This window comes from Nonomuraea sp. NPDC050783, assembly GCF_040802095.1.
Classification (GTDB): Bacteria; Actinomycetota; Actinomycetes; order Streptosporangiales; family Streptosporangiaceae; genus Nonomuraea.
Genome location: NZ_JBFAHK010000003.1, coordinates 460,020 through 484,729 on the forward strand (window position 1 = coordinate 460,020; position 24,710 = coordinate 484,729).

The window sequence follows — 24,710 nt, forward strand, 5'->3', positions numbered from 1 at the left end:
TGCGCGGGCAGTGGTCTAGACCAAACGCCAGGTCCGCGAACTAAACCCGCGCCGGGAGTGAATTTCCGTGAGTGTGCTCGCCATCGATGCCGGGACAACCGGGGTAACAGCCCTTTTAGTGACCGAAAACGGGCAGGTAGCGGCGAAAGGGTACGAGGAATTCGCGCAGCACTTCCCCCGGCCCGGCTGGGTGGAGCACAACCCCGAGGACATCTGGCAGGCCACTCTCGCGGCCTGCGCCACGGCCCTGCGCGACGCCGGCGACCCGCCCTCCTGCCTGGGCATCACCAACCAGCGTGAGACCGCCGTGCTCTGGGACCGGCGCACGCTGGCCGCACCCCGCAGGGCGATCGTCTGGCAGGACCGGCGCACGTCCGGGATGTGCGAGCGGCTGCGCGCGGCCGGGCACGAGGAGCGCGTGGCGGAGCTGACCGGCCTGCGCCTCGACCCCTACTTCACGGCCACGAAGCTGGCCTGGCTGGCCGCGAACGACCCGCGCGCGTGGGCGGGCGTGGAGTCCGGGAACGTGGCGGTGGGGACAGTGGATTCGTACCTCGTCGCCAGGCTCACGGCGGGCGCGCGGCACGTGACCGACCCGTCCAACGCCTCCCGCACCCTGCTGTACGGGCTCGCCTCCGGCCGGTGGGAGCCGGAGCTGTGCGAGCTGTTCGGGGTGCCCGGGCGGGCGCTGCCGGAGATCGTGCCCAGCCACGGGCCGGTCGGGCGGACGGACCCGGCGGCGTTCCTGGGGCTGGAGCTGCCGATCAGCGGCCTGGCCGGCGACCAGCAGGCGGCGCTGTTCGGGCAGACGTGCTTCGCGGCCGGCGAGGTGAAGTGCACCTACGGGACCGGCTCGTTCGTGCTCGCCGGCACCGGCACCGAGCTGGTGCGCTCGCGCGCGGGGCTGCTGACCACGGTGGCCTGGCAGGAGCCGTCCGGGGAGCGCGCGTTCGCGCTGGAGGGGTCGATCTTCGTGACCGGCGCGGCCGTGCAGTGGCTGCGCGACGGGCTCGGAGTGATCGGGACCGCGCCGGAGTCGGAGGCGCTGGCGCGCTCGGTGCCCGACAGCGGCGGCGTGGTGTTCGTGCCCGCGCTGACCGGGCTGGGCGCGCCGTACTGGGATCCGGAGGCGCGCGGGCTGATCGCCGGCATCACCCGGGGCACCACGCGGGCGCACCTGGTGCGGGCGACGCTGGAGGCGATCGCGTTCGAGGTCAGGGACGTCACCGAGGCGATGGCCGGCGAGATCACCACCGGCCGGGAAGCGGCGGGCGAGGGGACGGCGAGCGGGGGGACGGCGAGCGGGGGGACGGCGGGCGAGGGGACGGCGGGGGCGGGCGCCGCGGCGGTGCCGGTCCTCAAGGCCGACGGCGGGGCCAGCGCGAACGACCTGCTCATGCAGCTCCAGGCCGACCAGCTCGGCGTGCCCGTGGAGCGGCCGGTGGTGCGGGAGACGACGGCGCTGGGCGCGGCGTTCCTGGCCGGGCTGGGGTCGGGGGTGTGGGGCTCGCGGGCCGAGCTGCGCGAGACCTGGCGGCTGGACCGGCGCTTCGAGCCCGGCGCCCGCGACGACGCCGCCTACGAGCGCTGGCGGGCGGCCGTCCGCCTGGCCGCCGCCCGGCTCAGCTGACCAGCACGCAGGACGGGCTCTCCACCTCGTACGACTCCCCCGTGGGCACGGGCTTCCCGCCGCCGAGCGCGAGGACCGCCACCTGCCCCGAGCGCTGGTTGGCGACGTAGAGCCGGTCGCCGTCGATGGCGAAGTGGCGCGGCCAGTCGCCGCCGCAGGGCACCTCGGCCACCGGTGACAGGTCGGCGGCGCGCAGCACGGCCACGGTGTTGGGGCCGCGGTTGGCGACGTAGACGAACGCGCCGTCGAGCTGGAGGTGGGAGGGGTGGTTGGGGACGCCCTCGGCGCGGGAGGCCGGCGCGATCGTGCGCCGCCCGTCGGGCTCGATCATGGTGACCGTGCCGTCGAGCTCGCCCGCGACGTAGAGCCGGGCGCCGGCGCCCGGGGCGTCGAAGGCGAAGTGGCGGGGGCCGGTGCCCGGGTGCAGCGTCCACGGCTCCAGCGCGGAGCCGTCGGGCCGGTAGCGGCGGATCTCGTCGGTGCCGAGGTCGGAGACGTGCAGGACGCCGTCGTGGAAGACGGCCTGGTGGGCGTGCGGGCCCTCCTGGCGCTCCGGGTCGGGGCCCGAGCCCTCGTGGCGCAGCACGACGGGGTCGCCCTCGAACGCGCCCCGGGCGTCGAGCCGGTAGAGCACCGCGGTGCCGTCGCCGTAGTTGGCCGCGGCCAGCAGGGTGCCGGACGGGTCCACGGCCACGTGGCAGGGGCTGGAGCCCTCGCTCGGCCGCTCGTCGAGGGGCGCGAGATCACCGTCGTCGCGGACGGAGAAGGCCGTCAGCCAGCCGCGTTCGAGCTCGCCGGCGGCGTAGAGCACCGGCAGCGTGGGATGGGCGGCGAGGAACGACGGCGCCGCCACCCGGGTCAGCTCGCCTCCGCCGGTGCCGGCGGCCGCACCGGTGAACGTGACGATGCCCGGGCCGTAACCGCCTATGCGCAGGTGCTTCACAGCCGCCATCCTCTCATGGTTGACTAAGGCAATGAGTTCGTTGACGGAAGCAAGGGTTTCTGAGGTCCGGGCCTTCAACCGGTTCTACACCAAGGTCATCGGCGTGCTCCAGGCCGGCATGCTGGACTCGCCGTACTCGCTGACCGAGGTCAGGGTGCTGTTCGAGCTGGCGCACGCCGAGCCGATGGAGACCGGGGAGCTGCGGGCGCTGCTCGACCTGGACGCCGGCTACCTCAGCAGGATCCTGACCCGCTTCGACGCCGACGGCCTGATCCGGCGCGAGCGCTCGGCCGCCGACGCGCGCAAGCAGGTCGTCCGGCTCACCCCCAAGGGGTCGGCCACCTTCGCCGACCTCGACCGGCGCTCGGCGGAGCTGATCGAGAGGCTGCTGTCCGGGCTGCCGGAGGCCGACCAGGGCCGGCTGGTCGGCAGCATGGCGACGATCAGGTCGCTGCTGGCGGGTGGGCAGGCGGGGCCGGAGCCGTACGTGATCAGGCCGCCGCGCACCGGCGACCTGGGCTGGGTCGTCCAGCGCCACGGCGAGCTCTACAGCCGCGAGTACGGCTGGGGCACCGACTTCGAGCGGACCGTGGCCGGCATCGTCTCGGGCCTCGACTTCACCAAGGACGCCGGCTGGATCGCCGAGTCCGGCGGCGAGCGCGTCGGCTGCGTCTTCTACGTGCGCGAGGACGGCGAGCAGGCCAAGCTGCGGATGTTGCTGGTCGAGCCGTCCGCGCGCGGCAGGGGCATCGGGCGGCGGCTGGTCGAGGAGTGCCTGCGCCACGCCCGCGCCGACGGCCGCAAGCGGATCACGCTGTGGACGCGCGACTGCCTGGCCAGCGCCCGCCGCATCTACGAGGCGGCCGGGTTCCGGCTGGAGACCGAGGAGCCGGGCACGGAGAACGGGGTCGCGGTCACCGAGCAGTGGTGGACGCTCGACCTGTGACCCCGGCCGCGCCGCCGACCCCGCCGACACCGCCGTCGACACCGGCCGCGACAGCCGACACCGCTGCCGACACCGGCCGTGACACCGGTCCGGCCGCGACACCGGTCCGGCCGCGGCCCCGCCCCGGGGCCGTGACGCGGCACCGGCCGTGGCGCGGCGCCGGGGTCAGCCGCGGAACGGCCCGCTCACCTCGAACGTGCGGCCCTCGGCGCGGCCGCGCCTGGCCGAGAAGTAGAGCCGGTCGCCGCGCGGCGAGAACGCCAGGCCGGTCAGCTCCACCCCGCCGTGCCCCTCCAGCCGCAGGAACGGCGTGACCGCCCGGTCGGGCGCGATCACGTCGATCTGCGTGGCCTGCCGGGCCGCGTAGAGGTCACCGGAGGGCGCGGCGGTGATCGCCCGCACGCCCGCGCACAGCCGCTCCAGCGTGCCGGCCTGCGCGTCGTACGCCCACAGGCCGCTGTCGCCCTTCGTGGTGAAGTAGCAGACCCCGCCCGCGTAGTGGCAGGCGTCGCCGCCGTCGAAGCGGCGGGCGTCGGCCACCTGGTGGCGGGTCTCCTGCAGCAGCCCGGCCGGCGACGGCACCACCCTCCAGCGCCCCGACACGCACAGCACCTCCAGCGTGCCCTCGGTCAGGTCGCCCCAGTCGCCCGGGCTGAAGCGGTAGAAGCAGCTGTCGGGCTCGTCCTCGGTCATGTAGACCACCCGGCGCTCCGGGTCGCAGGCGGCGGCCTCGTGCTTGAAGCGGCCCATGGCCAGGCGGGGCCGGGCGGCCCGCACGCCGTAGGGGTCGCACTCGAAGACGCGGCCGCGGTGGCCGAGCTCGCACGACAGCCAGGTGTGCCACGGCGTGGCGCCGCCCGCGCAGTTGAGATCGGTGCCCGACAGGATGCGGTAGGCGTCGCCGATCGCGCCGTCGGGGCGGAAGCGCAGCGCGGACGCGCCGCCGAGCAGCGGCAGCTCGGAGTTGGAGACGTAGATCCAGCCGTCGCCGTCGGGGAAGCAGGCACCGCCGTCGGGCGCGGCGTGCCAGGTCAGCCCGGCGACCTTGTGGCCGGAGCGGGCCACCACCCGGCCGGTGAACCCCGAGGGCAACGCGAGCCCTTCGGCGTCAGGCGGGCCGAGTGGCCCGTACGGACTGGCGCCGCCCGGCAAGAGCGGGCCCGTACGGAGGAGAGTCTTGTGGGACATCGTGGGCCTCCCTCTAGGTGCCACGCTAGTCGACCGCACCGACATGAATGACAAGGGCTCGCGCGTTCAAACTCTGCGCAAACCCCGTGGGCGCCGCTCGCGCCGGGCAGGCGAGAGCCCGGGGCCGCGCGGGGCCCCGGGCTCTGGCACGGGTCCGGTCAGCTCATGGCCTGGAACATCCAGTGCTGCTTGTCGACGTCCTGCGCCACGGCGATGAGCAGGTCCTGGGTGACCGGATCGGCCTCTTCGGTCTGCTGGATGCGCTCGTACAGGCGCTTGCTGATCCCGCCCAGCACGTCGGTGATGGTCGCGACGACCTTGCCGTCCTCCAGCCAGCCGCTCTCCAGCTGGGCCAGCTTGGTGGACTTGGCGATGGTGGCGGCCCGGCCGTCGGGGTTGGCCCCGATGGCGACGGCGCGCTCGGCGAGGGTGTCCATGTGCGTCCTGGCCAGCTGGACGACCTGGTCGAGCTGGAGGTGGACCGAGCGGAAGTGGCTGCCGACGAGGTTCCAGTGGGCCTGCTTGGCGACCAGCGACAGATCGATCAGATCGACCAGGGCGCCCTGCAGGCACTCGGCGACCGTGTTCCTGGCGTCGTCCGAGAGCGGACCTTTGATCGTGGCCATCTAGAGATTCCTCCCCGTCCGTCAGATTTCGTCCTTCTTGCCGTCATTTGGCGACTTTCGTCCCCCTGCCCAGGCTTTCGGCGGCCTAACGTTGACACTGTAATAGTGACAGTGTCATGGTGGGGGCATGAGCGAGACCTGGACCATCGGCGAGCTGGCCGAGCACGCGGCCCGGGCGCTGCGCGAGGGCGCCGCCCCGGCCGGCGGGCCGCCCAACGGGCGGGTCCGCGACGTGCCCGGGGAGCGCCTCATCCGGTGGTACACGACCATCGGGCTGCTCGACCCGCCGCTGGCCCGCCGCGGACGCGTCGCCCGCTACGGCCGCCGGCACCTGCTGCAACTGGTCGCCGTCAAGCGCCTCCAGGCGGCGGGCCTGTCGATCGCCGACATCCAGGCGGCCCTGGCGGGCGCGACCGACCGCACGCTGGAGGAGACGGCCGCCGTCCCGGCCTCCGCGCTGACCCGGCCGGACACCCCGGCGCCCGCACCGTCGCGGCCCGGCGCCTCGGCGCCCGCGCCTCCGCGGCCGGGCGGCCCGGCGGCCGCGCCGCCGCGGCCGAGCGTCCCGGCCGGCGTACCGCCGCGGGCGGGTGCTCCGGCGGCGCGTGCCGACCTCGCGCCGGCGCCGGACGGGGCGGCCGGGCGGGCGCGGTTCTGGGCGCAGCGGCCCGCCGCCCCCGCCGGTCACGGCGGCCCGGCCCTGGATCGGCCCGACGTGGTGACGGGGATCGGCCTGGGGAACGGGGTGCGGCTCGTGTGGGACGGCGGCCGCGTCCCGTCCGAGGAGGACGTCCAAGCGGTGCTGGCGGCGGCGGGTCCGCTGCTCGCGGTGCTCGAAGAGAGGGAGCTGCTTTGAAGATCACTTCGCTGGAGCCCGCGCGGTGCCTGCCGGTGCCGGACGCCGGGTTCGGCGCGCTGCTGACCGGTCGCGGCAACCTGCCGCTGGAGAGCGTCGACGTCACGGCCGACATCTCGGGCCTGATCGCGGGCGTGGAGGTCACCCAGGGCTTCCGCAACCCGTTCGACGTCACGCTGGAGGCCACCTACGTCTTCCCGCTGCCCGACCGCGCCGCGGTGACCGGCTTCCGGATGGAGGCCGACGACCGCGTGATCGAGGGCCTGCTCAAGGAGCGCGCCGAGGCCAGGGCCGACTACGACCGCGCGCTGCGCGAGGGCAGGCGGGCGGCCATCGCCGAGGAGGACCGCCCGGACGTGTTCACCATCCGGGTGGGCAACATCCTGCCCGGCGAGCACGTCTCGGTGCGGCTGACGATGAGCCAGCCGCTGCCGTACGAGGACGGCGCGGCCACCTTCCGCTTCCCGCTGGTGGTGGCGCCGCGCTACATCCCCGGCGACCCGATCGACGGCCCGCCCGCGGGCGGCGGCGTCGCGCCCGACACCGGGGCCGTGCCGGACGCCTCCAGGATCACCCCGCCGGTGCTGCTGCCCGGCTTCCCCAGCCCGGTACGCCTGTCGCTGGCCGCCACGGTGGATGGCGCCGGGCTGGAGCTGCGCGAGCTGGCCTCCAGCCTGCACGTCGTCGAGGAGGACGGCCACACCGTGCGGCTGCGCCCCGGCGAGCGGCTGGACCGGGACTTCATCCTGCGGCTGTCGTTCGAGGCGTCCACGTCCCTGCAGCTCGACACCGCTACGGAGGGGGGCGGCAGGACGTTCGCGCTGACCGTCGTGCCGCCGCCCTTGCGGCCCGCCCGCGCGTCGCGCGACCTGGTGCTGCTGCTCGACCGCTCGGGCAGCATGGGCGGCTGGAAGATGGTCGCCGCGCGCCGGGCCGCCGCCCGCATCGTCGACACGCTGACGCCGCAGGACCGCTTCGCGGTGCTGACGTTCGACTCGGTGGTGGAGCCGGCCTTCGAGGGCCTGGCGGAGGCGTCCGACCGCAACCGTTACCGGGCCGTCGAGCACCTGGCCCGCGTGGACGCCCGCGGCGGCACCGAGCTGCTGGAGCCGCTGCGCCAGGCCGTCGCGCTGCTGGGCGGCGGCGAGGCCGGGCGCGAGCGGGTCGTGGTGCTGGTCACCGACGGCCAGGTGGGCAACGAGGACCAGATCCTGGAGCAGGCGGGCGGCGCGCTGTCGGCCATGCGGGTGCACACGGTCGGCATCGACAGGGCCGTCAACGCCGGCTTCCTCGGCCGCCTGGCCGGGCTCGGCGCGGGCCGGTGCGAGCTGGTCGAGTCGGAGGACCGCCTGGACGCCGCCATGGAGCACATCCACCGCAGGATCGGCGCCCCCCTGGTGACCGACCTGTCACTGGACGGCCTGGACGTCGAGCCGGAGACCGTCACCCACCTCGGCTCGATCTTCCCCGGCGTGCCGCTGCGCGTGTACGGGCGGTGCCGCGACGGCTCCGCGGTGACCGTCCGTGGCCGGGGCGCGGGCGGGCCGTGGGAGGAGCGGGTCGAGGGCGTCGCCGTGGACACCCCGGCCCTGCGCGCCGTCTGGGCCCGCGCCCACCTGCGGGAGCTGGAGGACCGGTACGCGATGGGCGAGCACGACCTGGAGTCGCGCATCGTGCGGGTCTCGCTGGAGAACGGCGTGTTGTGCCGCTTCACGGCGTACGTGGCGGTGGACACCCGGCAGGTCGCGGGCGGCGAGCCCGAGCACCACGTCCTCCAGCCGGTCGAGCCGCCGAGCGGGTGGGAGCTGCCGGTCCCGCCGGCGGCGGCGGGCGGGGCCTTCGGCGCGGCCCGGATGATGGCCATGCCGGCGGCCGCCCCCCGCATGCGCGCACCCCGGGCGCGGATGGAGCCGTCCGAGAGCTTCGCCGCCGACATCCCGGACTTCCTGACCGGCGGCCCGGCCACTCCCGCAGGCGGGCCTCGCCCCCCTGCGGGCAGCGGGGCCGGCTCGCCCGCGAGCGGGGGCCCCGGCTCGCCTGCCGGTGGCGGGCCCGGCCTTCCCGAGAGCGGGGCGGATCTCGCCGGGCGGCGGCCACCGATGCCCGCGCCCTCCGCGCCGCTCGCACCACCCGCGCCCTCCGCGCCCTCCGTGCCCTCCGTGCCCTCCGTGCCCTCCGTGCCCTCCGTGCCCTCCGCGCCCTCCGCGCCCTCCGCGCCCTCCGCGCCCGGCAAGGGGCTGCGCGGGCGCGGGAAGTCCCGCTTCGCGCCGCGACCGGCGCGCGGGCTGGAGTCGGTACGCCCGCAGCTCCTCGCCGAGCTGGACCGGCTGAAGGCCCTGCCCGCGCCCGACCTGGCCTACCTCGCCGACCTCGGCACCCGGCTGTCGGCGCTGGCCGAGTACCTGGGCGGCGAGGAACGGCTGGAGGCGCTGGCCCGCGACCTGGAGGCGGCCGAGCACCCGGGCGCCGACGCCCACGCCCTGTACGCCCACGCCGTCGCCACCCTCACCACCCTGACCGGCGCCCCCGCGCCCTCCGCTCCCCCGCCGGGCGCGGCCGGCGACCCCCCGGACAGCGACCCGGCCACCGGCCCCGCAGGCGACGGCGGTCCCGCGGGCGACGGCGGCCTCGCGGACGGCCCCGCGGGCGATGGTGGCCTCGCGGACGGCCCCGCGGGCGACGGCGGCGGCCGCGCGGGCGGCCCCCGTCGCACCCCCTTCTGGAAGCGCACCTGACCGGTCGCCCCAGGCCGAGCCCACACCCCCGCTCCCGGCCCGTGCCTGGGGTCCCGCCCCCAGGCACGGGCCTCGGGCACGGACTCCGGGCACAGGCCACAGGGACGGACCCCGGACACGAGCCCCGGACACGACTCAGGTCCCGGCGTGGCGGGTCACATGATCGGGGTCCATTCCTTCAGCAGCGTGACCTCGTGGCACCCCGGCACCTCCGTGTACGGGTCCCGCCGCAGGATCTCCCGCACCTCGTCCGCGTCCGCCGCCTCGTACACGTGCATGGCCCCGCTGTCGTCCGCCCACGGCCCGGCGGTCACCAGCCGCCCCTCCTCCTGGAGGCGCCGCAGGTGCTCCCGGTGCGCGGGCCGCGCGGTCAGCCGCCGGGGGTCGTCGCCGAAGGTCAGGTGCACCACGTATCTCGTCATGCCAGGGAACGGTAGGCGGCGGGGCCGGTGCCGGTCAGCCTCGTCCGGCACGGGTGGGGTGTATAGCGGGATACATGACGTACACGCTGGCCGACCTGCCGATGCTCGCCGGGCTGGAGGAGGAGCGGCTGCGCGGCCTGGCCGCCCTGGCCCGGCACCGGCGTTACCCGTCCGGGCAGGTGTTGTGCACCGAGGGCGACCCGGCCGGGGAGCTGATCGTGCTGCTCGCCGGGCGGGTCAAGGCCGGGCGGGTGAGCGCGGAGGGCAGGGAGGTGGTGCTGGCGGTGGAGGCGGCGCCGGTGGCGTTCGACAAGACGGCGCTGCTGGTGGACGGCTCGCACCGCGCGACCAGGACGGCGGTGACCGCGGTGGAGGTGGCCTACCTGCCGCGCGCGGCGGTGCTGGAGCTGGTCGGCGGCGATCCGTCCGTCGCGGCCCGGCTGCTGCGTACCCTGGCGGCCACCGTACGCGACCTCGACGAGCGCCTGACCGACGCGGCCGTCAGGGACGTGCCCGCCCGGGTGGCGAGCTGGCTGGCCCGCCGGTGCGCGGACGGCGGGAGTGCGGACGGGAGGGTGCCGCTGCACGCGGGCCAGGCGGGCCTGGGCGCGGAGATCGGCGCGACCCGGGTGAGCGTGAACCGGGCGTTGCGCTCGCTGGCCCGCCGGGGCGTGATCGAGCTGGCTCCGGGCGAGGTCGTCGTCCTCGATCGGCGGGCCCTGGCCCGCCTGGCCGGTCGCTGACCCGCGACCCCGCCTTCCGGACAGGCCCGCCTTCTGGACAGGCCCCGCCTTCCGGACAGGCCCGCCTTCTGGACAGGACGGCGGAACTCCCGGAGCGGGTGGCGGGCTTCCCCGAGCGGGCGGCGGGGCGTTCGCGGCGCTCTTACCCTGGACGGGTGAGCACACTTGTCCTGGACGGCGGCCTGTCCACCCACCTCGAACGCCTCGGCGCCGACCTCAGCGACGAGCTCTGGTCGGCCCGCCTGCTGCTGGAGCGGCCCGAGCTGGTCCGGCAGGCGCACGCCGACTACTTCGCGGCGGGCGCCGACGTGGCCACGACGGCCAGCTATCAGGCCACGTTCGAGGGCTTCGCGCGGCGCGGCCTCGACGCACGGCAGGCGGAGGCGCTGCTCAGGTTGTCGGTGGAGCTGGCCGCGCAGGCACGCGACGAGGCCGGTCACGGGCTGGTGGCGGCCTCGGTCGGCCCGTACGGCGCCTTCCTGGCCAACGGCGCCGAGTACACCGGCGACTACGACCTCGACGAGGAGGCCCTGTACGCCTGGCACCGCCCCCGCTGGGAGGCCCTGGCCGCCGCCGGCGCCGACCTGCTGGCCTGCGAGACCGTCCCCTCCTACCCCGAGGCGCGGGCCCTGGCCCGGCTGCTGCGCGACACTCCCGGCGCCAGGGCGTGGATCAGCTTCTCCTGCCGCGACGGCGAGCGCATCAACGACGGCACCCCGATCCTGGCGGCCGCGGCCCTGTTCGCGGGCGACCCGCGCGTGGTGGCCGTGGGCGCCAACTGCACCGCGCCCCGCCACATCCCCGCGCTGATCGCCCGCCTGTCCGGCGGCCCGGCCGGGGGGCTGCCGATCGTGGTCTACCCCAACTCGGGCGAGAGCTGGGACGCCGGTCACCGGCGCTGGCTGGGCCTGGCCGACCCGGTGGACTTCGGCCGGGCGGCGGCGGAGTGGCGGCGGGCGGGCGCCTCGATGGTGGGCGGCTGCTGCCGGACGACCCCCGAGCACATCAGGCAGATCCGCGCCCACCTGGGGTGAGCCACCAGGTGACGAGCAGCCCGCCGGCCAGGACGACCGCGGCCACCACCCGGTAGCCGGCGGCCATGCCGTGCGTGGCGGCCACCGTGCCCATGACGGCCACCCCGACCGCGCTGCCCAGCTCCCGGGTGGCGCTGTTGAGCCCGGAGCCGAGCCCGGCCCGCTCGCGCGGCAGCGCCGCCATGATCTCGTGCGACAGCACCGGCAGGCACACCCCCATCGCCGCGCCCATGACGAGCAGCCCGAGGGCGTAGACCGGGTACGGCGTCCCGGCGCCGGCGAACGACAGCAGCACCAGCCCGGCCACGTTCCCGGCGAGCCCGGCGGGCACGGCCGCCCGCGTGGAGAAGCGGGCCGACATCCGCGACAGCACGATCATGGGAACGGTCAGCGGCACGATGGCCACGCCGGTCAGCAGCGGCGAGTAGCCCATGACCTCCTGCAGGAAGCGGGCGTTCATGAAGAACAGCGCGAACAGCCCGAAGAACGTGAGCCCCACCCCGAGCGTCCCGGCCCGCAGCCGCCGCACCCGGAACAGCCGGGGGTCGAGCAGCGGCCGGGCCGTGCGGAGCTGGTACGCGGTGAAGGCGGCGAACACCACGGCCGCCAGCGCGAACGAGCCGAGCACGAGCCCGCTCCCCCATCCGGCCTCCGGCCCCTCGATGATCCCGACGAGCAGCGCCACGGACGCGGCCGTCAGCAGCCCCGCGCCGGGCAGGTCGAGGAAGGCGGGGTGCCGGGGCGCGCGCGGCACGGTGACGGCCACCAGCGGCGCCAGTACCAGGGCAAGCGCGACCGGCACGGCGAACAGCGCCCGCCACGGCAGGTACTGCATGACCAGCCCGCCGCCCAGGTTGCCGAGCACGCCCGCCACGCCGGTGGCGGCGGTCCAGGCGGCGACCGCCCGCCCGCGCTCGGCCGGCGGGTAGGCGCCGACGGTCAGGGCCAGCGAGGCGGGCATGACCAGGGCGGCCCCGGCGCCGCTGAGCGCGCGGGCGGCGACGAGCGTGGTGACGTCCGGCGCCAGGGACGCGGCCAGGCAGCCCGCGGCGAACACGCCCAGCCCGGCCAGCAGCGTGCCCTTGTGGCCGAAGCGGTCGCCGGCCGCGCCGGCGGGGATGAGCAGGCAGGCGAAGACGATGACGTACGCGTCGACGATCCACAGGATCTGCGACGGCGAGGGCCGCAGCTCGCTCGCGGCGAGCGTGGGGATGGCGAGGTTGACGGCGGCGACCAGGGCGACGGCGAGGACCACGGTGGCGGCCATGAGGGCCATGACGCGTGTCCTGGCGGGATGCCCGGTCTCTTCCCGGACGGTGACAGGCATGGGTGAACCCCCGAGCAGGTGGGTGTGGATGGATGTCGCGGCGGAGGCCTCCCGCGGATCTCACCGTAGACTCGGAGGTGACTTGACCTCAAATGCATCTTTTTCAGGTGATATATGCGTCAGACGCAACCGAGCCTGGACCTGCTGATCGCGCTGGACGTGCTGCTGGAGGAGGGCAGCGTGTCGGCCGCCGCGCGCCGGCTGCACCTGTCGGAGCCCGCCATGAGCCGCACGCTCGGCCGGATCAGGAAGGCGATGGGCGATCCGGTGCTGGTGCGGTCGGGACGGCAGATGGTGCCGACGCCGCGCGCCCTGGCCGTGCGGGAGGAGGTACGGGGGCTGGTGGAGGCGGCCCGACGGGTGTTCACGCCGCCGGGGCGGCTGGACCCGGCGACGCTGGTGCGCCGGTTCGTGATCCTGGCCTCGGACGCGGTGATCACGGCGGTGAGCCTGCCGCTGATGGCCGAGGCGGCCCGGTCGGCGCCCGGGGTGACGTTCCACTTCCTGCCCGAGGGCCACGGCGACCAGCACGCGCTGCGCGAGGGCAGCGCCGACCTGGAGGTGACGGTGATCGAGAACCCGGCGCCGGAGACGCGGGTCGAGCCGCTGATGGCCGACCGGGCGATCGGCGTCGTGCGGCCCGGCCATCCGCTGCTCAACGGGCCGGTCACGGCGGAGCGGCTGGCGGCGGCCGAGCACGTGATCGCCACCCGCAGGGGCCGTACGCGGGGGCCGGTGGACGAGGCGCTGGCCGCCCGGGGGCTGGAGCGGCGGATCGCGGGGTCGGTGCCGACGTTCGGGGCGTCGCTGCTGGCGGTGCGGGACTCCGACCTGGTGGGGATGACGCCGGAGCGACTGACCGCGCCGCTGGTGCGGGCGCTGGGGCTGGTGACGTTCCCGATCCCGCTGGAGCTGCCGGAGATGGCGCTGTCGCAGGCGTGGCACCCGCGCCACGACGCCGACCCCGCGCACGCCTGGCTCAGGGAGCGGGTGCGCGAGGTCCTCACCGGCCCTCCGCCCCGCTGAACGAGCCGACCGAACGGCCCCGGCCAGGCGACCCGGACCGGACGGCCCCGACCAGGCAGCCCGGACCCGGGCAAGCCGGATCAGGCGAGCCGGACCCGGGCAAGCCGGATCAGGCGAGCCGGACCCGGGCAAGCCGGATCAGGGCGGGCGGGATCGGGGCGGGCGGGATCGGGGCGGGTGGGCGGGTCAGGCGGAGGCGGGCTGGGTGGCGGCAGCGGCGGCAGCGGCGGCGCGGCGGCGGGCGAGGAAGCCGTCGAGGGACAGCGCCCCGCCGCCGGTGAAGCCGACCGCCAGGCTCGCCGCGGCCAGCGCCAGGACGAGTTCGTAGCCGCCCTCGCCGGTCAGCCCGTTGGCCCCGTGGACGAAGGCGATCGCGCCGAACATGTCGAGGGCCAGCAGCGTGCCCACGATCGGCAGCGCCGCGCCGAGCACGAGCGCCAGGCCGCCGGCCACCTCCAGCACCGCCACGGCGGGCGCGGCCAGGCCGGGCAGCGGGATGCCGGCGGACTCGAAGAACCGGGTCGTGCCCGCGATCCCCATGGTGGCGAACTTCTGGTAGCCGTGCACCAGGAAGATCACCCCCACCGCGATCCGGGACAACAGCAGGACGATGGGACGGGCTTGGTCGAACATGCGGCCTCCTCGAAGATCGTTTGAATTCGAACAAGAGCCTAGCCTGGAAGTTCAAAATTGAACAACATATACACTGAGGCCGTGACGGACACCCGATGGCTCGACGCGACGGAGATGGCCGCATGGAGCGCCTTCCTGTCGACCGCGCACCTGCTCGAACGGCGCATCGAGGAGCAGCTCAAGGCCGCGGCCGGGCTGACGCACCCGCAGTACGAGATCCTGGTGCGGCTCTCGGGCGCCCCCGGCGGGCGGATGCGGATGACCGAGCTGGCCCGCGGCTGCGTGGTGTCGAAGAGCGCCCTGACATACCAGATCACCCAGCTGGAGAAGGTGGGCCTGGTGGAGCGGGCGTCCTGCCCGTCGGACGAGCGCGGCGTGCTGGCGGTGCTCACCGAGGCGGGCCGGCACTGCCTGGAGAAGGTGGCGCCCGGCCACCTGGAGGTCGTGCGGGCGTATCTGATCGACCGGCTCAGCCCCGAGGAGCTGCGCACGGTGGGCGCGGCCATGCGGAAGACCGAGCAGGCGTTGAGGGCCGCGCCCTGACGCCTGCCGGGCGGCGGGAACGCGCACGCTCGAAGCATCGTAGGTTACTCTACGACACCGAGCGGCTACTGTCAGTTCACGGCTTCTTCGTGGCGGCGGCGCGGGCGGCGCGCTCCATCTCGACCCGGGCGCTGGCGGCGTACTTGTCGACGTACTCCTGGCCGGACAGCTCCATCAGCGCGTACATGATCTCGTCGGTCACCGCGCGCAGCACGAGCCGGTCGTCCTCCATGCCGTAGTAGCGGGAGAAGTCGAGCGGCTTGCCGAACCTGACGCCCGGCCGGATGCCGAGCTTGGGCAGCGGCCGCCCCGGCGGCATCATCTCGTAGGTGTTGACCATCGCCCAGGGGATGACCGGCGCCCGCGACTCCAGCGCGAGCCGGGCCACGCCGGTCTTGCCCTTGTAGAGGCGGCCGTCGGGCGAGCGCGTGCCCTCGGGGTAGATGCCGAGGATGTGGCCCTCGCGCAGGATGCGCAGGCCGGTGCGGAGCGCGGCCTCGCTGGCCTTGCCGCCCGAGCGGTCGATGGGCACGGTGCCGACGCCGCTGAAGAACAGCCGGGTGAAGAAGCCCTTGATCCCGCGCCCGGTGAAGTAGTCGGACTTGCCGAGCGAGATCACCTTGCGCTTGAGCTGGAGCGGGCCGAAGAAGTGGTCGGCGAAGGACAGGTGGTTGCCGGCCAGGATCGCCGGCCCCTCCTTGGGAACGTTGTCGGCGCCCTCCGTCCAGGGCCTGAACACAAGGTGGAGGAACGGCCCCAAGATGGCCTTGACCACCCAGTAGAACACTCCGGCACCTCTTCTCCAGCACGTTCGTCGGCGGGCAGAGTCATCTTCCCATCCCGAGGGCCCTGCAACTACACCAGCTCTCGCACAAACACCCCCGAACGTGCGACGATCGGGCCGTTCCAGGATGAATTGCTGGAATGAAACTGCATGGAGGAGCTGTTATGCCGCTCATGCCAGGCGCGGAGCCCTACCACCACGAGGCAGGCCAGATCGGCGTGCTGCTCTGCCACGGGTTCACCGGCACGCCGCAGTCGCTGCGGCCGTGGGCGGAGTTCCTGGCGCGGCACGGGCTGAGCGTCTCCCTGCCCCGCCAGCCGGGGCACGGCACGCGGTGGCAGGAGATGAACCGCACCCGCTGGGAGGACTGGTACGCCGAGGTGGAGAAGGCGTTCGAGGACCTCCAGGGCCGCTGCGCCGAGGTGTTCGTGGCGGGGCTGTCGCTCGGCGGCTGCCTGGCGCTGCGGCTCGCCGAGGTGCACGGCCAGGCCATCAGGGGCGTGGTGGTGGTCAACCCCAGCATCGCCAACGACGTGCCGCTGCTGCGGCTGGCGCCGCTGCTGAAGTGGTTCGTGCCGTCGGTGCCCGGCGTCGCCAACGACGTCAAGAAGGCCGGCGTGACCGAGCTGGCCTACGCCCGCACCCCGGTCAAGGCCGCCGCGTCGCTGCCCGGCCTGTGGGCGCTGGTGCAGGCCGACCTGGCGAAGGTGACGCAGCCGCTGCTCGTCTACCACAGCGTGGACGACCACGTGGTGAAGCCGACGAGTGTGGCGATCATCCGCAGGAAGGTCCCGCAGGCCACGATCGAGGAGCTTACCGATAGCTACCATGTTGCGACGCTCGACAACGACGCCGACACGATCTTTGCCGGCAGCCTCGACTTCATCCGGACACATGCCTCGGTACCCTTGCAGAGGGACTGATCGCACCCAGGGGGAAGTCGCGATCGCTGCGGAGAGGCCCATCTAGGTGACGCCCCAGAGTGACGAGGACGAGGTCTGGCGGCAGATCGTCGCGTCCTTCAACGACACCGCCGAGCGGGATCCGGCCGACCAGCCGTGGCCGGACAGCGAGAACGTCCCGGCCGAGCCCGCCCGGCGGGTGGTGAAGCCCTCGGAGGAGCTCGAGGAGGACCTCGACGACCCCGGGGCCCGGCACGACGACGCCGACACGGAGCCGGAGCCGGAGCCGGACGAGGGGCACTACGTGCCGCCGCCGCCCCCGCCGCTCCCCAAGCTCGACCTGGCGACCAAGCTGGCGTGGGTGGCGCTGTTCGGCGGCCCCGCCTACCTCCTGGTCGCCGCCATGGCGAGCTGGCACATGGAGGGCTGGGCGCTGTTCACGGCGGTGGCGGCGTTCATCGGCGGGTTCGTGGCGCTGGTCGTGCGCATGGGCGACGGCCCGCCGTCCAACGACTCCGGCTGGGACGACGGCGCCGTGCTCTGACCCCGCCGGCGCCCGGGGCCGGACCCCGGCCGGCGGTCAGGACCTCGACTGGGTGCTGGAGGCCACGGCCGTGCTGGGCGCGAAGGACTCCACGACGTCGGTGTAGCGGTCGGAGGTGTCGACCGCGTGCCCGACCGCCCACACCGCGCCCTTGCCCGCGATGTAGGTCACCGCCTGCAGGCGCACGCTGCTGCGGCCCTTGTCGGCGGCGCCGCGGATGACCTCGCAGGAGCCCTTCTCGCAGCGGGCCACGAACGCCTCGGCCGCGCGCGCCGGGTCGTAGCCGGTCATCCAGTAGCGGCCCTTGCCGTCGCCGGTCACGCCGTAGAGGCGGGCGCCGGGGACGGGCACCTCCTGCTGCTTCCAGCGCCTGCCGTTCCAGACGAGCACGAGCGGCGCGATGTCGCCGGGGCCGCGGTAGACGCCGCCGACCGCGACCGCCCGCCTGGCGTTGTCGGTCTGGACGTCGCGCAGGTAGCCGCCGGGGATCGAGGGCAGCGGCATGGACCTCCACGCGCCGCCCGCGTAGTGGACGATCAGCGGCTCGGCACCGGTGTCGCCGACGGCGAAGCCGCCCGCCACCGCGTACAGCGCGCCCTCGTCCTTGATCTGCTGCGCCGTCCAGTCGTTTCCCTGGCCGGTGAGGATCAGGCCCTGCTTCTCGCGGCTGCCGACCGCGACGATCCTGCCGCCCTTGGCGTCGACGCCGCCGAGCCAGTCGCCGGCCCGCAGCTCCTGCGGGCGCACCCGGTCGAAGCCGGTGACGTCGCCGTGCGCGAGGTAGGGCAGCCCGTCGTGGCCGTCGCCCACCGCCCACACGTCGGACGGGCCGGCCGCGGCCAGGCTGCGCAGGTTGCCCGCCGCCGTGGCGTCGCGGACGGCCACCTCGCTCCAGCGCGAGCCGTCCCAGTGGCGGATCGTGCCGCGGTTCTTCCACACGTCCCAGATCTGCTGCTGGCCGACCGCCCACACGTCGCCGGAGGAGACGGCGAGCACGTCGGACAGGGAGCCGTCGGCCTGCAGGCGCACGCTGGTCGACTGCTGCCACGCCTCGATCGCGGCGGGGCTGCGAGGATCGGCATGCGCGGCGGGCGTGCCCTGCGACAGGGCCACGGACGTCGCCAAGATCAGACAGAGCGCACGCCGCTGAGAGCGACGGGTCATGAGCAAATGCTACGGGCTGATCGGCCCCGCCCGCCCGCCGGTGCCCGACTCCGGCCCGGCGGCCCGCCCGAACCGCAGCTCCGCCAGCACGGGCAGGTGGTCGCTGGCCGCGGCCGGGTCGGCGACGCCGGCCGCCGTCCCGCACGAGACCACCCGCGTCCCCGGCGTGACGAACAGCCCGTCGATGCGCGCCGAGGGCCGCCCGGCCGGGAACGTCGGCCCGCCCTCCCCCGGGCCCGGCGCGCAGGCGTCGGCCAGCCGCCGGGTCAGGTAGCGCCAGACCGGCTGGTGCGGCTGCTCGTTGAGGTCGCCGCCGAGCACGATCGCCGCCCCGTACGGGGCCGCCGCCCGCTCCATCAGCGCCATCGCCTCGGCCACGTGGTACATCCGGGCCGGATGGCTGAGGTCGAGGTGGAGAGAGCCGACCGCCAGCCGCGTCCCGCCGGCCTCCACCACGGCAACCGCCAGCCCGCGCGCCTCCAGCCCGAGGAAGACCCGCAACGCGTGGCCGCGCGCCTCCAGCACCCGCACGCCCGGCCCGGTCAGCACGGCCACGCCGCCGATCCGGCCGGGCGTGGCCAGCCGCATCCCGGCCGCGTCGGCCAGCGCGCGGCGCCTGGCCCGCCACCGGCCGAACTTCGGCATCTCCTGCACGCACAGCACGTCGGCCCGCAGGGCGGTGATCGTCTTGATGAGCTCGGGCCGGCTGTCGCGCAGCCCGTGCAGGTTGTACGTGCCGATCCGAACGCTCACGTGCCGCCCCCGCGCCCCCGTGTCCGTGCCCGTTTCCGTGTCCGTGTCCGTGTCCGTGTCCGTGTCCGTGTCCGTGTCTTGCCCGCGTCCCCGTGCCGGCCGCTAGCGCTGCCGGGCCAGGTCGGCGGCGCCCACCACGCCGGCCGAGGCGCCCAGCTCGGCCAGGCGGATCTCGGCGACCGGCCGGTGCCCGTGGCCGGTGAGCCGGCTCGCGAAAACCTCGCGGGCGCGGTCGATGAACAGGTCGGCGGCCCTGGAGACGCCGCCGCCGACGATGAAGCAGCCGGGGTCGAGCACCGCGACCAGGTCGGCCATGCCCTGGCCGAGCCATTCGGCGAAGGAGGCGAAGGCGGCCAGCGACACCTCGTCGCCGCGGCGGGCGGCCTCGGTGACCTCCTCGCCCTCGATCCGGCCGCCGGCCAGCCCGAGCAGGATCGAGGCCCGCTCCGGCTCGGCCTCGGCCCGCTCCCTGGCCTCCTTGACCAGGGCCTGGCCGCTGGCGTACTGCTCCCAGCAGCCGATGTTGCCGCAGCCGCACGGGCGGCCGCCCGGCACCACCTGCATGTGGCCCAGCTCGGCGCCCATGCCCCAGCGGCCCCGGTAGAGCGCGCCGTCGAAGACCAGGCCGCCGCCGATGCCGGTGCCGAGCGTCACGCAGACCACGTGGGACTGGCCGCGCCCGGCGCCGAACCTGGTCTCGCCCCAGGCCATGGCGTTGGCGTCGTTCTCGATCACGACGGGCAGGCCGACCAGGTCGCTGATCTTCTTCTGCAGCGGCTCCTCGCGCCAGGCGAGGTTGGGGGCGAAGCGCACGATCGAGCGGGTCTCATCCACGAACCCGGCCGCGCCCACCCCGACCGCCTCGATCCGCCGGCCCTCGGACAGCTCGCGAACGACGTCGGCCACCGTCTCGGCCACCACGTCCGGACGGTCGGCGGCGGTGGGCCGCAGCGTGTGTTCGACGATCTTTCCCTGGTCGTCGACCACACCCGCGGCGACCTTGGTCCCGCCGATGTCGACACCGATCGTGAGCATGCCCCTCGTTCTCCCTATCCCAGATCTATGTGTTCCACGCCGTCGCGGCGGGCGCCGTCGTCCGGCCGCCTCTCAGCACCGGTGTCACGGGAGCCGGTGTCACGGGAGCCGGTGTCATGGGAGCCGGTGCCGCGGGGGGCGGGCCGGCTGAACGCGTCGAGCGCGCCCCGGAAGGCCGCGAACAGCTCGCCGCCGGCGGCCACCAGGTGGCCGGTCACGTCGGCGCCGGCCTCCCGGCCCGACTCGCGCTGCGCCGCGATCGCCCGGCAGAGGGGGCAGGCCCGGCAGACGTACTCGTCGTGGTGGTCGGACACCGCCTCCTCCCACACGTCGCGCTCCCGGCGCGGCCCGCCGGTGAACGAGTTGAACACCGTCCGGCCGACCTGGCGCGTGGCCCGCCCCTGGATGGACTCGAACAGCTTGCGCGCCTCGTCGGCGACGCTGCCGATCGGATCCCTGTCGTGGTTGCTCTCGGTCATCTGGCCCTCCCTGTACCGGCGGCCCTGCCTTCGGGGTCGCTCATCCTCCTCAACTCCTCAGCTGCCGGATTCGCTCCCCGGGCTGAACGCTACCCGCAGGACGCCGTCGCGCAGCGACGCCCCGCTGATCTTCCTGCGGGCCAGCGCCACGGGCAGGGCCAGGATCCTGCGGTACGGGCCCGCGGTGACGATCAGCTCGTCGCCCTTGCGGGCCAGGTCCACGTCGCCGCGGTCGGCGCCGGGCAGGTCGAGGCTCAGCTCGTCGGCGCTCATCCGCAGCGGCGGCGGGGCGGCGGGCGGCGCGAACGGGTCGGCCTCGCCGTAGAGCCGCGAGCCCAGCCCGGCCAGCGCGTCCCTGCCGACGGGCTCGGCGGGCAGGTAGGGGACGACGTGGACGGGCAGCGGCGCGAACGACTGCTCCGCCTCGGCCAACAGCCGCGACTGCGCCGCCACCCATTGGGCGCGCCACTCGTCGGCGCCGCCGGGCGGGAAGACGCGGTTGGCGATCACCGCGTCCACGCGGTAGCCGTACAGGTTGAGCGAGGTGAGGGTGCGGCGGGCCTCGGCCAGCACCACCGACTCGGGGGTGAGCACGAGCCGGACGGAGGCGTGGTCGCCGGTGAGCAGCTCGCGCACCTGCTTGAGGCCGCGGTGGAAGCGCTCGCCGGCGCTCAGCACGTCCTCTCCGGGCGCGCTGATCCTGGCCACGGCCCGGGTGAACGGCGCGACCAGCCGCACCAGCCGGCGGCCGACCGGCATGAGCCTGCTGACGTGCCAGTCGAGCGCCTCGGGCAGGGCCAGCAGCCGCAGCGTCTCGGCGGTGGGCGCGCAGTCGACGACGATGACGTCCCAGCGGCCGGAGCGGGCGTGCTCGCGCAGCTCCAGCAGGGCGATGACCTCCTCGGCGCCGGGCAGGACGGTGATCTCCTCGGAGGTGATCTCGTCCAGGCCCAGCTCGGTCAGCACGCCTCTGGCGTAGTCCTGCAGCTCGCCCCAGTGGCGCTCCAGCGTCCGCTGCGTGTCGACCTGGTGCAGGTGCAGGCCGGGGGCCACCTCGCCGGGCTCGGCGGCGAGCGCGTCGGCCAGCGAGTGGGCGGTGTCGGTGGAGACGACGAGCGTCTTGAGGCCACGGCCGGCGGCCAGCGTGGCGGTGGCCGCCGCGGCGGTGGTCTTGCCCACGCCGCCCTTGCCGGTGAACAGCAGGACCCGGGGGCTCATCTCAGCGGCCTTCGACGCGCTTCTTGAGGCCCTTGAGCGCGGTGTCCACGATCACCTTCTCGGCCTTGCGCTTGATCATGCCGATCATCGGCACGCTGAGATCGACGGCCAGCTCGTACGTCACGCCGGTGCCCCTGCCCGCGGCGGCCAGGCGGTAACTCCCGCGCAGCTGGGAGACCATCTTGCCCGGCTCGGTCACCTCCCAGCTCACGCCGTCGTCGCCGTCCCAGGTGTAGCCGAGGGTGTAGGTGTCGCTGATCATCCCGGCGTCCAGGACGAAGCGGACGGTACGCGCCCGGCCGTCGTCGCCGGCGCCGAGGACCTCCGCGCTCTTGATGGACCCGGCCCACTCCGGGTAGGCGGGGAAGTCGGCGATGACCGCCATGACGTCGGCGCGATCGGCGTCGATGGTGATGCTCGAAGTGGTGCGATCAGCCATGGGGATACCGTACCGGGCAGTTCACCATTCGAGGATGAACGGAACACCCTTCCCCCGGAAATGGCCCACGTTCACACATTCAGTACGTCCCACGCGCGCACGGGAGTGCAGCGGGTTGTGCACGTGGCCGAAGAGGGCGTAGCGGGGCTGGGTGCGCCTGATGGCCTCCAGCGTGGCCTCGCTGCCGCGCTCGAAGCGCCTGGCCACGACGTCGTAGAGCAGCTCGGGCACGGCCGGCGGGATGTGGCAGCACAGCACGTCCACCTCGCCGACGGCCTCGACCTTGGCGGCGTACTCCTCGTCGCTGATCTCGTACGGCGTGCGGTAGGGCGTCCTGAGCCCGCCGCCCACGAACCCGAACCGCAGCCCGCCGATCTCCACGCTCTCCCCGTCGAGCACTCGGTGGCCGGGGCGCAGGTAGTCGGCCCACAGGCCGGGCAGGTCGACGTTGCCGTAGGTGAGGTAGGCGGGGGTGGGCATGGCGGCGAACAGGGCGGCGTACTGGGCGCGGACGTTGCGCTCGATGTGCTCGCGCGGGTCGCCGCCGAGCGTGGCCCACAACGCCGCCGACATGGCCCTGGCCTCGTCGAACCGCTTGGCCGTGCGCAGGCCGATGAACTCGGCGGCCTTCTCCGGGCCGAACAGGTCGGCGAAGATGCCCTGCGCGTGGTCGTCGTAGTCGATGAACAGGATCAGGTCGCCGAGGCAGATCAGCGCGTCGGCGCCCGCCCCCGCCGTCGCCAGGGCGTCGGCCCTGCCGTGGACGTCGCTCACCACATGGACCCGCATGGAGGAAATCCTACGAGTGGTGGCTGCTAGCGTGGTGAACGCCCTTCATAACGCCTCAATGACGACGGTGCCCGGTCGGCTACCGGTAGGTAACTTAACGCGGTAACGTCCAGGCGTCCTTCGAAGAGGAGTTGATTCGTGCGCGAGTACAGCGTCCCGGTCCTGGTCGACGTGCCTGCCTCGGCCTGCCTGGCCGACACCGTCTTCCGGCGGGCCGAGCAGGAGCCAGGCGCGGTCGTCATGCGCCGCAGGACCGGCGCCGGGTGGCCGGCGGTCACCGCCGCGGACTTCCGCGACCAGGTCGTGTCGGTGGCCAGGGGGCTGATCGCGGCGGGCGTGGAGCACGGCGACCGGGTGGCGCTGATGTCGCGCACCCGCTACGAGTGGACGCTCGTCGACTACGCCCTCTGGTCGATCGGCGCGGTCACCGTGCCGATCTACGAGACCTCCTCGGCCGACCAGGTGCGCTGGATCCTGTCCGACAGCGAGGCCAAGGCCGCGTTCGTGGAGCTGGACGCGCACGAGGAGACCGTGCGCGAGGCGGCGCCCGAGCTGAAGGCCGTCTGGCGCATCGACGCCCCGCCGGAGGGCGGCGACGTGCCCGCCGCCGAGGTGGACGAGCGGCGCGGCCGGGTCTGCGCCGCCGACCTGGCCACGGTCGTCTACACCTCCGGCACCACGGGCCGCCCCAAGGGCTGCAGGATCACCCACGACAACCTGCTGTTCACCGCGCTCAACGTGCTGCGGGGGCCGCTGGAGCCGCTGTTCTCCCGCAAGGACCCGGCGGCGCTGCTGTTCCTGCCGCTGGCGCACATCTTCGCGCGGATGATCCAGGTCGTGCTCATCGAGGCCGGCGCGGTCATGGCGCACACCCCCAACATGAAGAACGTCGCCCCCGACCTCCAGGACTTCCGGCCGACGTTCCTGCTGGGCGTGCCGCGCGTGTTCGAGAAGGTCTACAACGGGGCCGAGCAGAAGGCCATCGCGGGCGGCAAGGGCAGGATCTTCGCCCGCGCGGTGGAGGTGGCCGTGGCCTGGAGCCGCGCCGAGAGCTCGGGGGGCGCGCCGCTGAAGCTGCGGCTGCAGAAGGCCGTCTTCGACCGGCTGGTCTACGCCAAGCTGCGGGCCGCGACCGGCGGGCGGCTGACGGCCGCCGTGTCCGGCGGCTCGGCGCTGGGCGAGCGGCTGGGCCACTTCTTCAGGGGCGTCGGCATCGAGGTCTTCGAGGGCTACGGCCTGACCGAGACCTCCGCGCCGTGCTCGGTCAACATGCCGGGCGCCAACAAGATCGGCACCGTGGGCAAGCCGCTGCCCGGCGTCACGCTGCGCATCGGCGCGGACGGCGAGGTCCTGGCCAGGGGCCGCAACGTCTTCGCCGGCTACTGGAAGAACGACGCCGCCACCGCCGACGCCGTCGACTCCGAGGGCTTCTACCACACCGGCGACGTCGGCGAGCTGGACTCCGACGGCTACCTGCGGATCACCGGGCGCAAGAAGGAGATCCTGGTGACGGCCGCCGGCAAGAACGTCGCGCCCGGCCCCCTGGAGGACCTCCTGCGCGCCCACCCGCTCGTCTCCCAGGCGATGGTCATCGGCGACGGGCGGCCGTTCGTGGCCGCGCTCGTCACCCTGGACCCGGAGGCCGTGCCCGCCGGGCGCACCCTCGCCGAGCTGCGCGACGACCCCGAGGTGCGGGCGGGGGTGCAGGCGGCGGTGGACAGGGCGAACCTGTCGGTGTCCAAGGCCGAGCAGATCAAGAAGTTCGTGATCCTCGACCGGGACATCACCGAGGAGAGCGGCCACCTGACGCCGACGCTCAAGGTCAAGCGCAACCTCGTCCTGCGGGACTTCGCCGACCAGATCGAGCAGCTCTACGCCGCCCGCTGACCGGGGCGGGAGGGCCGGGAGCGGCCGGGAGCGGCCGGGAGCGCCGCCCTGGGACGGGCGGCAG

General features: G+C 74.6%; 25 protein-coding genes. 11 read left to right on the top strand and 14 right to left on the bottom strand.

Translation table 11 applies throughout. The features are described from left to right. Positions 1 to 73: 73 nt before the first annotated feature. Complete coding sequence (locus AB0H75_RS10245) at positions 74 to 1,630, top strand: FGGY family carbohydrate kinase (protein WP_367794219.1); 1,557 nt, start codon at positions 74 to 76, stop codon at positions 1,628 to 1,630. Here AB0H75_RS10245 and AB0H75_RS10250 read toward each other — a convergent pair. Next, positions 1,623 to 2,582: a lactonase family protein gene (locus AB0H75_RS10250; RefSeq protein ID WP_367793560.1), complete on the bottom strand. Its 960-nt coding sequence runs from the start codon at positions 2,580 to 2,582 to the stop codon at positions 1,623 to 1,625. The genes AB0H75_RS10245 and AB0H75_RS10250 overlap by 8 nt on opposite strands. Before the next feature lie 22 nt (positions 2,583 to 2,604). Between AB0H75_RS10250 and AB0H75_RS10255 the strand changes: the two genes are divergently transcribed. Then, the gene (locus AB0H75_RS10255) at positions 2,605 to 3,519 is read left to right on the top strand and encodes a GNAT family N-acetyltransferase (protein WP_367793563.1); all 915 of its coding nucleotides are present in this window, start codon (positions 2,605 to 2,607) and stop codon (positions 3,517 to 3,519) included. A gap of 165 nt (positions 3,520 to 3,684) precedes the next feature. On the opposite strand, the gene AB0H75_RS10260 is transcribed toward AB0H75_RS10255, so the two are convergent. Beyond that, entirely contained in the window at positions 3,685 to 4,707 is a 1,023-nt protein-coding gene (locus tag AB0H75_RS10260; protein WP_367793566.1) for an alkaline phosphatase PhoX, read from the bottom strand. A 158-nt stretch (positions 4,708 to 4,865) separates the two neighbouring features. Next, positions 4,866 to 5,333, bottom strand: coding sequence for a Dps family protein (locus AB0H75_RS10265; RefSeq protein ID WP_367793569.1), 468 nt, complete (start codon positions 5,331 to 5,333; stop codon positions 4,866 to 4,868). Between the two features lie 127 nt (positions 5,334 to 5,460). On the opposite strand from AB0H75_RS10265, the gene AB0H75_RS10270 reads away from it, so the two are divergent. Beyond that, positions 5,461 to 6,189 carry a MerR family transcriptional regulator gene (locus AB0H75_RS10270; RefSeq protein WP_367793572.1) on the top strand — a complete coding sequence of 243 codons (729 nt, stop codon included), beginning with the start codon at positions 5,461 to 5,463 and terminating at the stop codon, positions 6,187 to 6,189. Continuing rightward, complete coding sequence (locus AB0H75_RS10275; protein WP_367793575.1) at positions 6,186 to 8,924, top strand: VIT domain-containing protein; 2,739 nt, start codon at positions 6,186 to 6,188, stop codon at positions 8,922 to 8,924. Before AB0H75_RS10270 ends, AB0H75_RS10275 begins: the two co-directional genes overlap by 4 nt. Positions 8,925 to 9,079: 155 nt before the next feature. Here AB0H75_RS10275 and AB0H75_RS10280 read toward each other — a convergent pair whose 3' ends face one another. After that, complete coding sequence (locus AB0H75_RS10280; RefSeq protein WP_367793578.1) at positions 9,080 to 9,346, bottom strand: YciI family protein; 267 nt, start codon at positions 9,344 to 9,346, stop codon at positions 9,080 to 9,082. 74 nt (positions 9,347 to 9,420) lie between these two features. Between AB0H75_RS10280 and AB0H75_RS10285 the strand changes: the two genes are divergently transcribed. Together AB0H75_RS10285 and mmuM are read left to right on the top strand one after the other, a co-directional pair. Then, complete coding sequence (locus AB0H75_RS10285; RefSeq protein WP_367793581.1) at positions 9,421 to 10,089, top strand: Crp/Fnr family transcriptional regulator; 669 nt, start codon at positions 9,421 to 9,423, stop codon at positions 10,087 to 10,089. A gap of 155 nt (positions 10,090 to 10,244) precedes the next feature. Then, positions 10,245 to 11,123, top strand: a complete 879-nt coding sequence (gene mmuM, locus AB0H75_RS10290; protein WP_367793584.1) for a homocysteine S-methyltransferase — start codon at positions 10,245 to 10,247, stop codon at positions 11,121 to 11,123. Here mmuM and AB0H75_RS10295 read toward each other — a convergent pair. Next, the gene (locus AB0H75_RS10295; protein ID WP_367793587.1) at positions 11,095 to 12,450 is read right to left on the bottom strand and encodes an MFS transporter; all 1,356 of its coding nucleotides are present in this window, start codon (positions 12,448 to 12,450) and stop codon (positions 11,095 to 11,097) included. The two genes, mmuM and AB0H75_RS10295, sit on opposite strands and share 29 nt — an antisense overlap. A gap of 114 nt (positions 12,451 to 12,564) precedes the next feature. On the opposite strand from AB0H75_RS10295, the gene AB0H75_RS10300 reads away from it, so the two are divergent. After that, the gene (locus AB0H75_RS10300; RefSeq protein WP_367793590.1) at positions 12,565 to 13,476 is read left to right on the top strand and encodes a LysR family transcriptional regulator; all 912 of its coding nucleotides are present in this window, start codon (positions 12,565 to 12,567) and stop codon (positions 13,474 to 13,476) included. Between the two features lie 186 nt (positions 13,477 to 13,662). Here AB0H75_RS10300 and AB0H75_RS10305 read toward each other — a convergent pair whose 3' ends face one another. After that, positions 13,663 to 14,109 carry a DoxX family protein gene (locus tag AB0H75_RS10305; protein ID WP_367793593.1) on the bottom strand — a complete coding sequence of 149 codons (447 nt, stop codon included), beginning with the start codon at positions 14,107 to 14,109 and terminating at the stop codon, positions 13,663 to 13,665. An 81-nt stretch (positions 14,110 to 14,190) separates the two neighbouring features. Between AB0H75_RS10305 and AB0H75_RS10310 the strand changes: the two genes are divergently transcribed. After that, positions 14,191 to 14,652 (top strand): MarR family winged helix-turn-helix transcriptional regulator, encoded by a 462-nt coding sequence (locus tag AB0H75_RS10310; RefSeq protein ID WP_367793596.1) that lies wholly within the window; start codon positions 14,191 to 14,193, stop codon positions 14,650 to 14,652. 76 nt (positions 14,653 to 14,728) lie between these two features. On the opposite strand, the gene AB0H75_RS10315 is transcribed toward AB0H75_RS10310, so the two are convergent. After that, entirely contained in the window at positions 14,729 to 15,439 is a 711-nt protein-coding gene (locus AB0H75_RS10315; protein WP_367793599.1) for a lysophospholipid acyltransferase family protein, read from the bottom strand. Between the two features lie 161 nt (positions 15,440 to 15,600). On the opposite strand from AB0H75_RS10315, the gene AB0H75_RS10320 reads away from it, so the two are divergent. Further along, complete coding sequence (locus AB0H75_RS10320; protein ID WP_367793602.1) at positions 15,601 to 16,359, top strand: alpha/beta hydrolase; 759 nt, start codon at positions 15,601 to 15,603, stop codon at positions 16,357 to 16,359. A gap of 46 nt (positions 16,360 to 16,405) precedes the next feature. Continuing rightward, positions 16,406 to 16,882 carry a hypothetical protein gene (locus AB0H75_RS10325; RefSeq protein WP_367793604.1) on the top strand — a complete coding sequence of 159 codons (477 nt, stop codon included), beginning with the start codon at positions 16,406 to 16,408 and terminating at the stop codon, positions 16,880 to 16,882. A 36-nt stretch (positions 16,883 to 16,918) separates the two neighbouring features. Here the strand turns inward: AB0H75_RS10325 and AB0H75_RS10330 are convergent, their stop codons facing one another. The 7 genes from AB0H75_RS10330 to AB0H75_RS10360 all read right to left on the bottom strand — a co-directional run bounded on the left by AB0H75_RS10330 (position 16,919) and on the right by AB0H75_RS10360 (position 22,759). Next, a complete protein-coding gene (locus tag AB0H75_RS10330; protein ID WP_367793607.1) occupies positions 16,919 to 18,007 on the bottom strand; it encodes a hypothetical protein in 1,089 nt (362 codons plus the stop codon). Positions 18,008 to 18,055: 48 nt separating this feature from the next. Continuing rightward, the gene (locus AB0H75_RS10335) at positions 18,056 to 18,799 is read right to left on the bottom strand and encodes an endonuclease/exonuclease/phosphatase family protein (RefSeq protein ID WP_367793609.1); all 744 of its coding nucleotides are present in this window, start codon (positions 18,797 to 18,799) and stop codon (positions 18,056 to 18,058) included. A gap of 102 nt (positions 18,800 to 18,901) precedes the next feature. Next, positions 18,902 to 19,834 carry an ROK family glucokinase gene (locus AB0H75_RS10340; protein ID WP_367793611.1) on the bottom strand — a complete coding sequence of 311 codons (933 nt, stop codon included), beginning with the start codon at positions 19,832 to 19,834 and terminating at the stop codon, positions 18,902 to 18,904. 14 nt (positions 19,835 to 19,848) lie between these two features. Continuing rightward, on the bottom strand, positions 19,849 to 20,313 hold the full coding sequence (locus AB0H75_RS10345; RefSeq protein ID WP_367793614.1) for a DUF5304 family protein: 465 nt from the start codon (positions 20,311 to 20,313) through the stop codon (positions 19,849 to 19,851). A gap of 57 nt (positions 20,314 to 20,370) precedes the next feature. Further along, positions 20,371 to 21,531, bottom strand: coding sequence for an ArsA family ATPase (locus tag AB0H75_RS10350; protein ID WP_367793617.1), 1,161 nt, complete (start codon positions 21,529 to 21,531; stop codon positions 20,371 to 20,373). A gap of 1 nt (position 21,532) precedes the next feature. After that, positions 21,533 to 21,970 carry an SRPBCC family protein gene (locus AB0H75_RS10355; RefSeq protein WP_367793620.1) on the bottom strand — a complete coding sequence of 146 codons (438 nt, stop codon included), beginning with the start codon at positions 21,968 to 21,970 and terminating at the stop codon, positions 21,533 to 21,535. Positions 21,971 to 21,991: 21 nt separating this feature from the next. Further along, positions 21,992 to 22,759: a metallophosphoesterase gene (locus AB0H75_RS10360; protein ID WP_367793623.1), complete on the bottom strand. Its 768-nt coding sequence runs from the start codon at positions 22,757 to 22,759 to the stop codon at positions 21,992 to 21,994. A 138-nt stretch (positions 22,760 to 22,897) separates the two neighbouring features. On the opposite strand from AB0H75_RS10360, the gene AB0H75_RS10365 reads away from it, so the two are divergent. Continuing rightward, complete coding sequence (locus AB0H75_RS10365) at positions 22,898 to 24,646, top strand: long-chain fatty acid--CoA ligase (RefSeq protein WP_367793626.1); 1,749 nt, start codon at positions 22,898 to 22,900, stop codon at positions 24,644 to 24,646. The last annotated feature ends 64 nt before the right edge of the window (positions 24,647 to 24,710 follow it).

Coding starts and splice junctions, on each gene's coding strand:
- AB0H75_RS10250 (WP_367793560.1), bottom strand. CDS start 2,582: ATGGCGGCTGTGAAGCACCTGCGCATAGGCGGTTACGGCCCGGGCATC.
- AB0H75_RS10255 (WP_367793563.1), top strand. CDS start 2,605: ATGAGTTCGTTGACGGAAGCAAGGGTTTCTGAGGTCCGGGCCTTCAAC.
- AB0H75_RS10260 (WP_367793566.1), bottom strand. CDS start 4,707: ATGTCCCACAAGACTCTCCTCCGTACGGGCCCGCTCTTGCCGGGCGGC.
- AB0H75_RS10265 (WP_367793569.1), bottom strand. CDS start 5,333: ATGGCCACGATCAAAGGTCCGCTCTCGGACGACGCCAGGAACACGGTC.
- AB0H75_RS10270 (WP_367793572.1), top strand. CDS start 5,461: ATGAGCGAGACCTGGACCATCGGCGAGCTGGCCGAGCACGCGGCCCGG.
- AB0H75_RS10280 (WP_367793578.1), bottom strand. CDS start 9,346: ATGACGAGATACGTGGTGCACCTGACCTTCGGCGACGACCCCCGGCGG.
- AB0H75_RS10285 (WP_367793581.1), top strand. CDS start 9,421: ATGACGTACACGCTGGCCGACCTGCCGATGCTCGCCGGGCTGGAGGAG.
- AB0H75_RS10295 (WP_367793587.1), bottom strand. CDS start 12,450: ATGCCTGTCACCGTCCGGGAAGAGACCGGGCATCCCGCCAGGACACGC.
- AB0H75_RS10300 (WP_367793590.1), top strand. CDS start 12,565: ATGCGTCAGACGCAACCGAGCCTGGACCTGCTGATCGCGCTGGACGTG.
- AB0H75_RS10305 (WP_367793593.1), bottom strand. CDS start 14,109: ATGTTCGACCAAGCCCGTCCCATCGTCCTGCTGTTGTCCCGGATCGCG.
- AB0H75_RS10320 (WP_367793602.1), top strand. CDS start 15,601: ATGCCGCTCATGCCAGGCGCGGAGCCCTACCACCACGAGGCAGGCCAG.
- AB0H75_RS10340 (WP_367793611.1), bottom strand. CDS start 19,834: ATGCTCACGATCGGTGTCGACATCGGCGGGACCAAGGTCGCCGCGGGT.
- AB0H75_RS10345 (WP_367793614.1), bottom strand. CDS start 20,313: ATGACCGAGAGCAACCACGACAGGGATCCGATCGGCAGCGTCGCCGAC.
- AB0H75_RS10350 (WP_367793617.1), bottom strand. CDS start 21,531: ATGAGCCCCCGGGTCCTGCTGTTCACCGGCAAGGGCGGCGTGGGCAAG.
- AB0H75_RS10355 (WP_367793620.1), bottom strand. CDS start 21,970: ATGGCTGATCGCACCACTTCGAGCATCACCATCGACGCCGATCGCGCC.
- AB0H75_RS10360 (WP_367793623.1), bottom strand. CDS start 22,759: ATGCGGGTCCATGTGGTGAGCGACGTCCACGGCAGGGCCGACGCCCTG.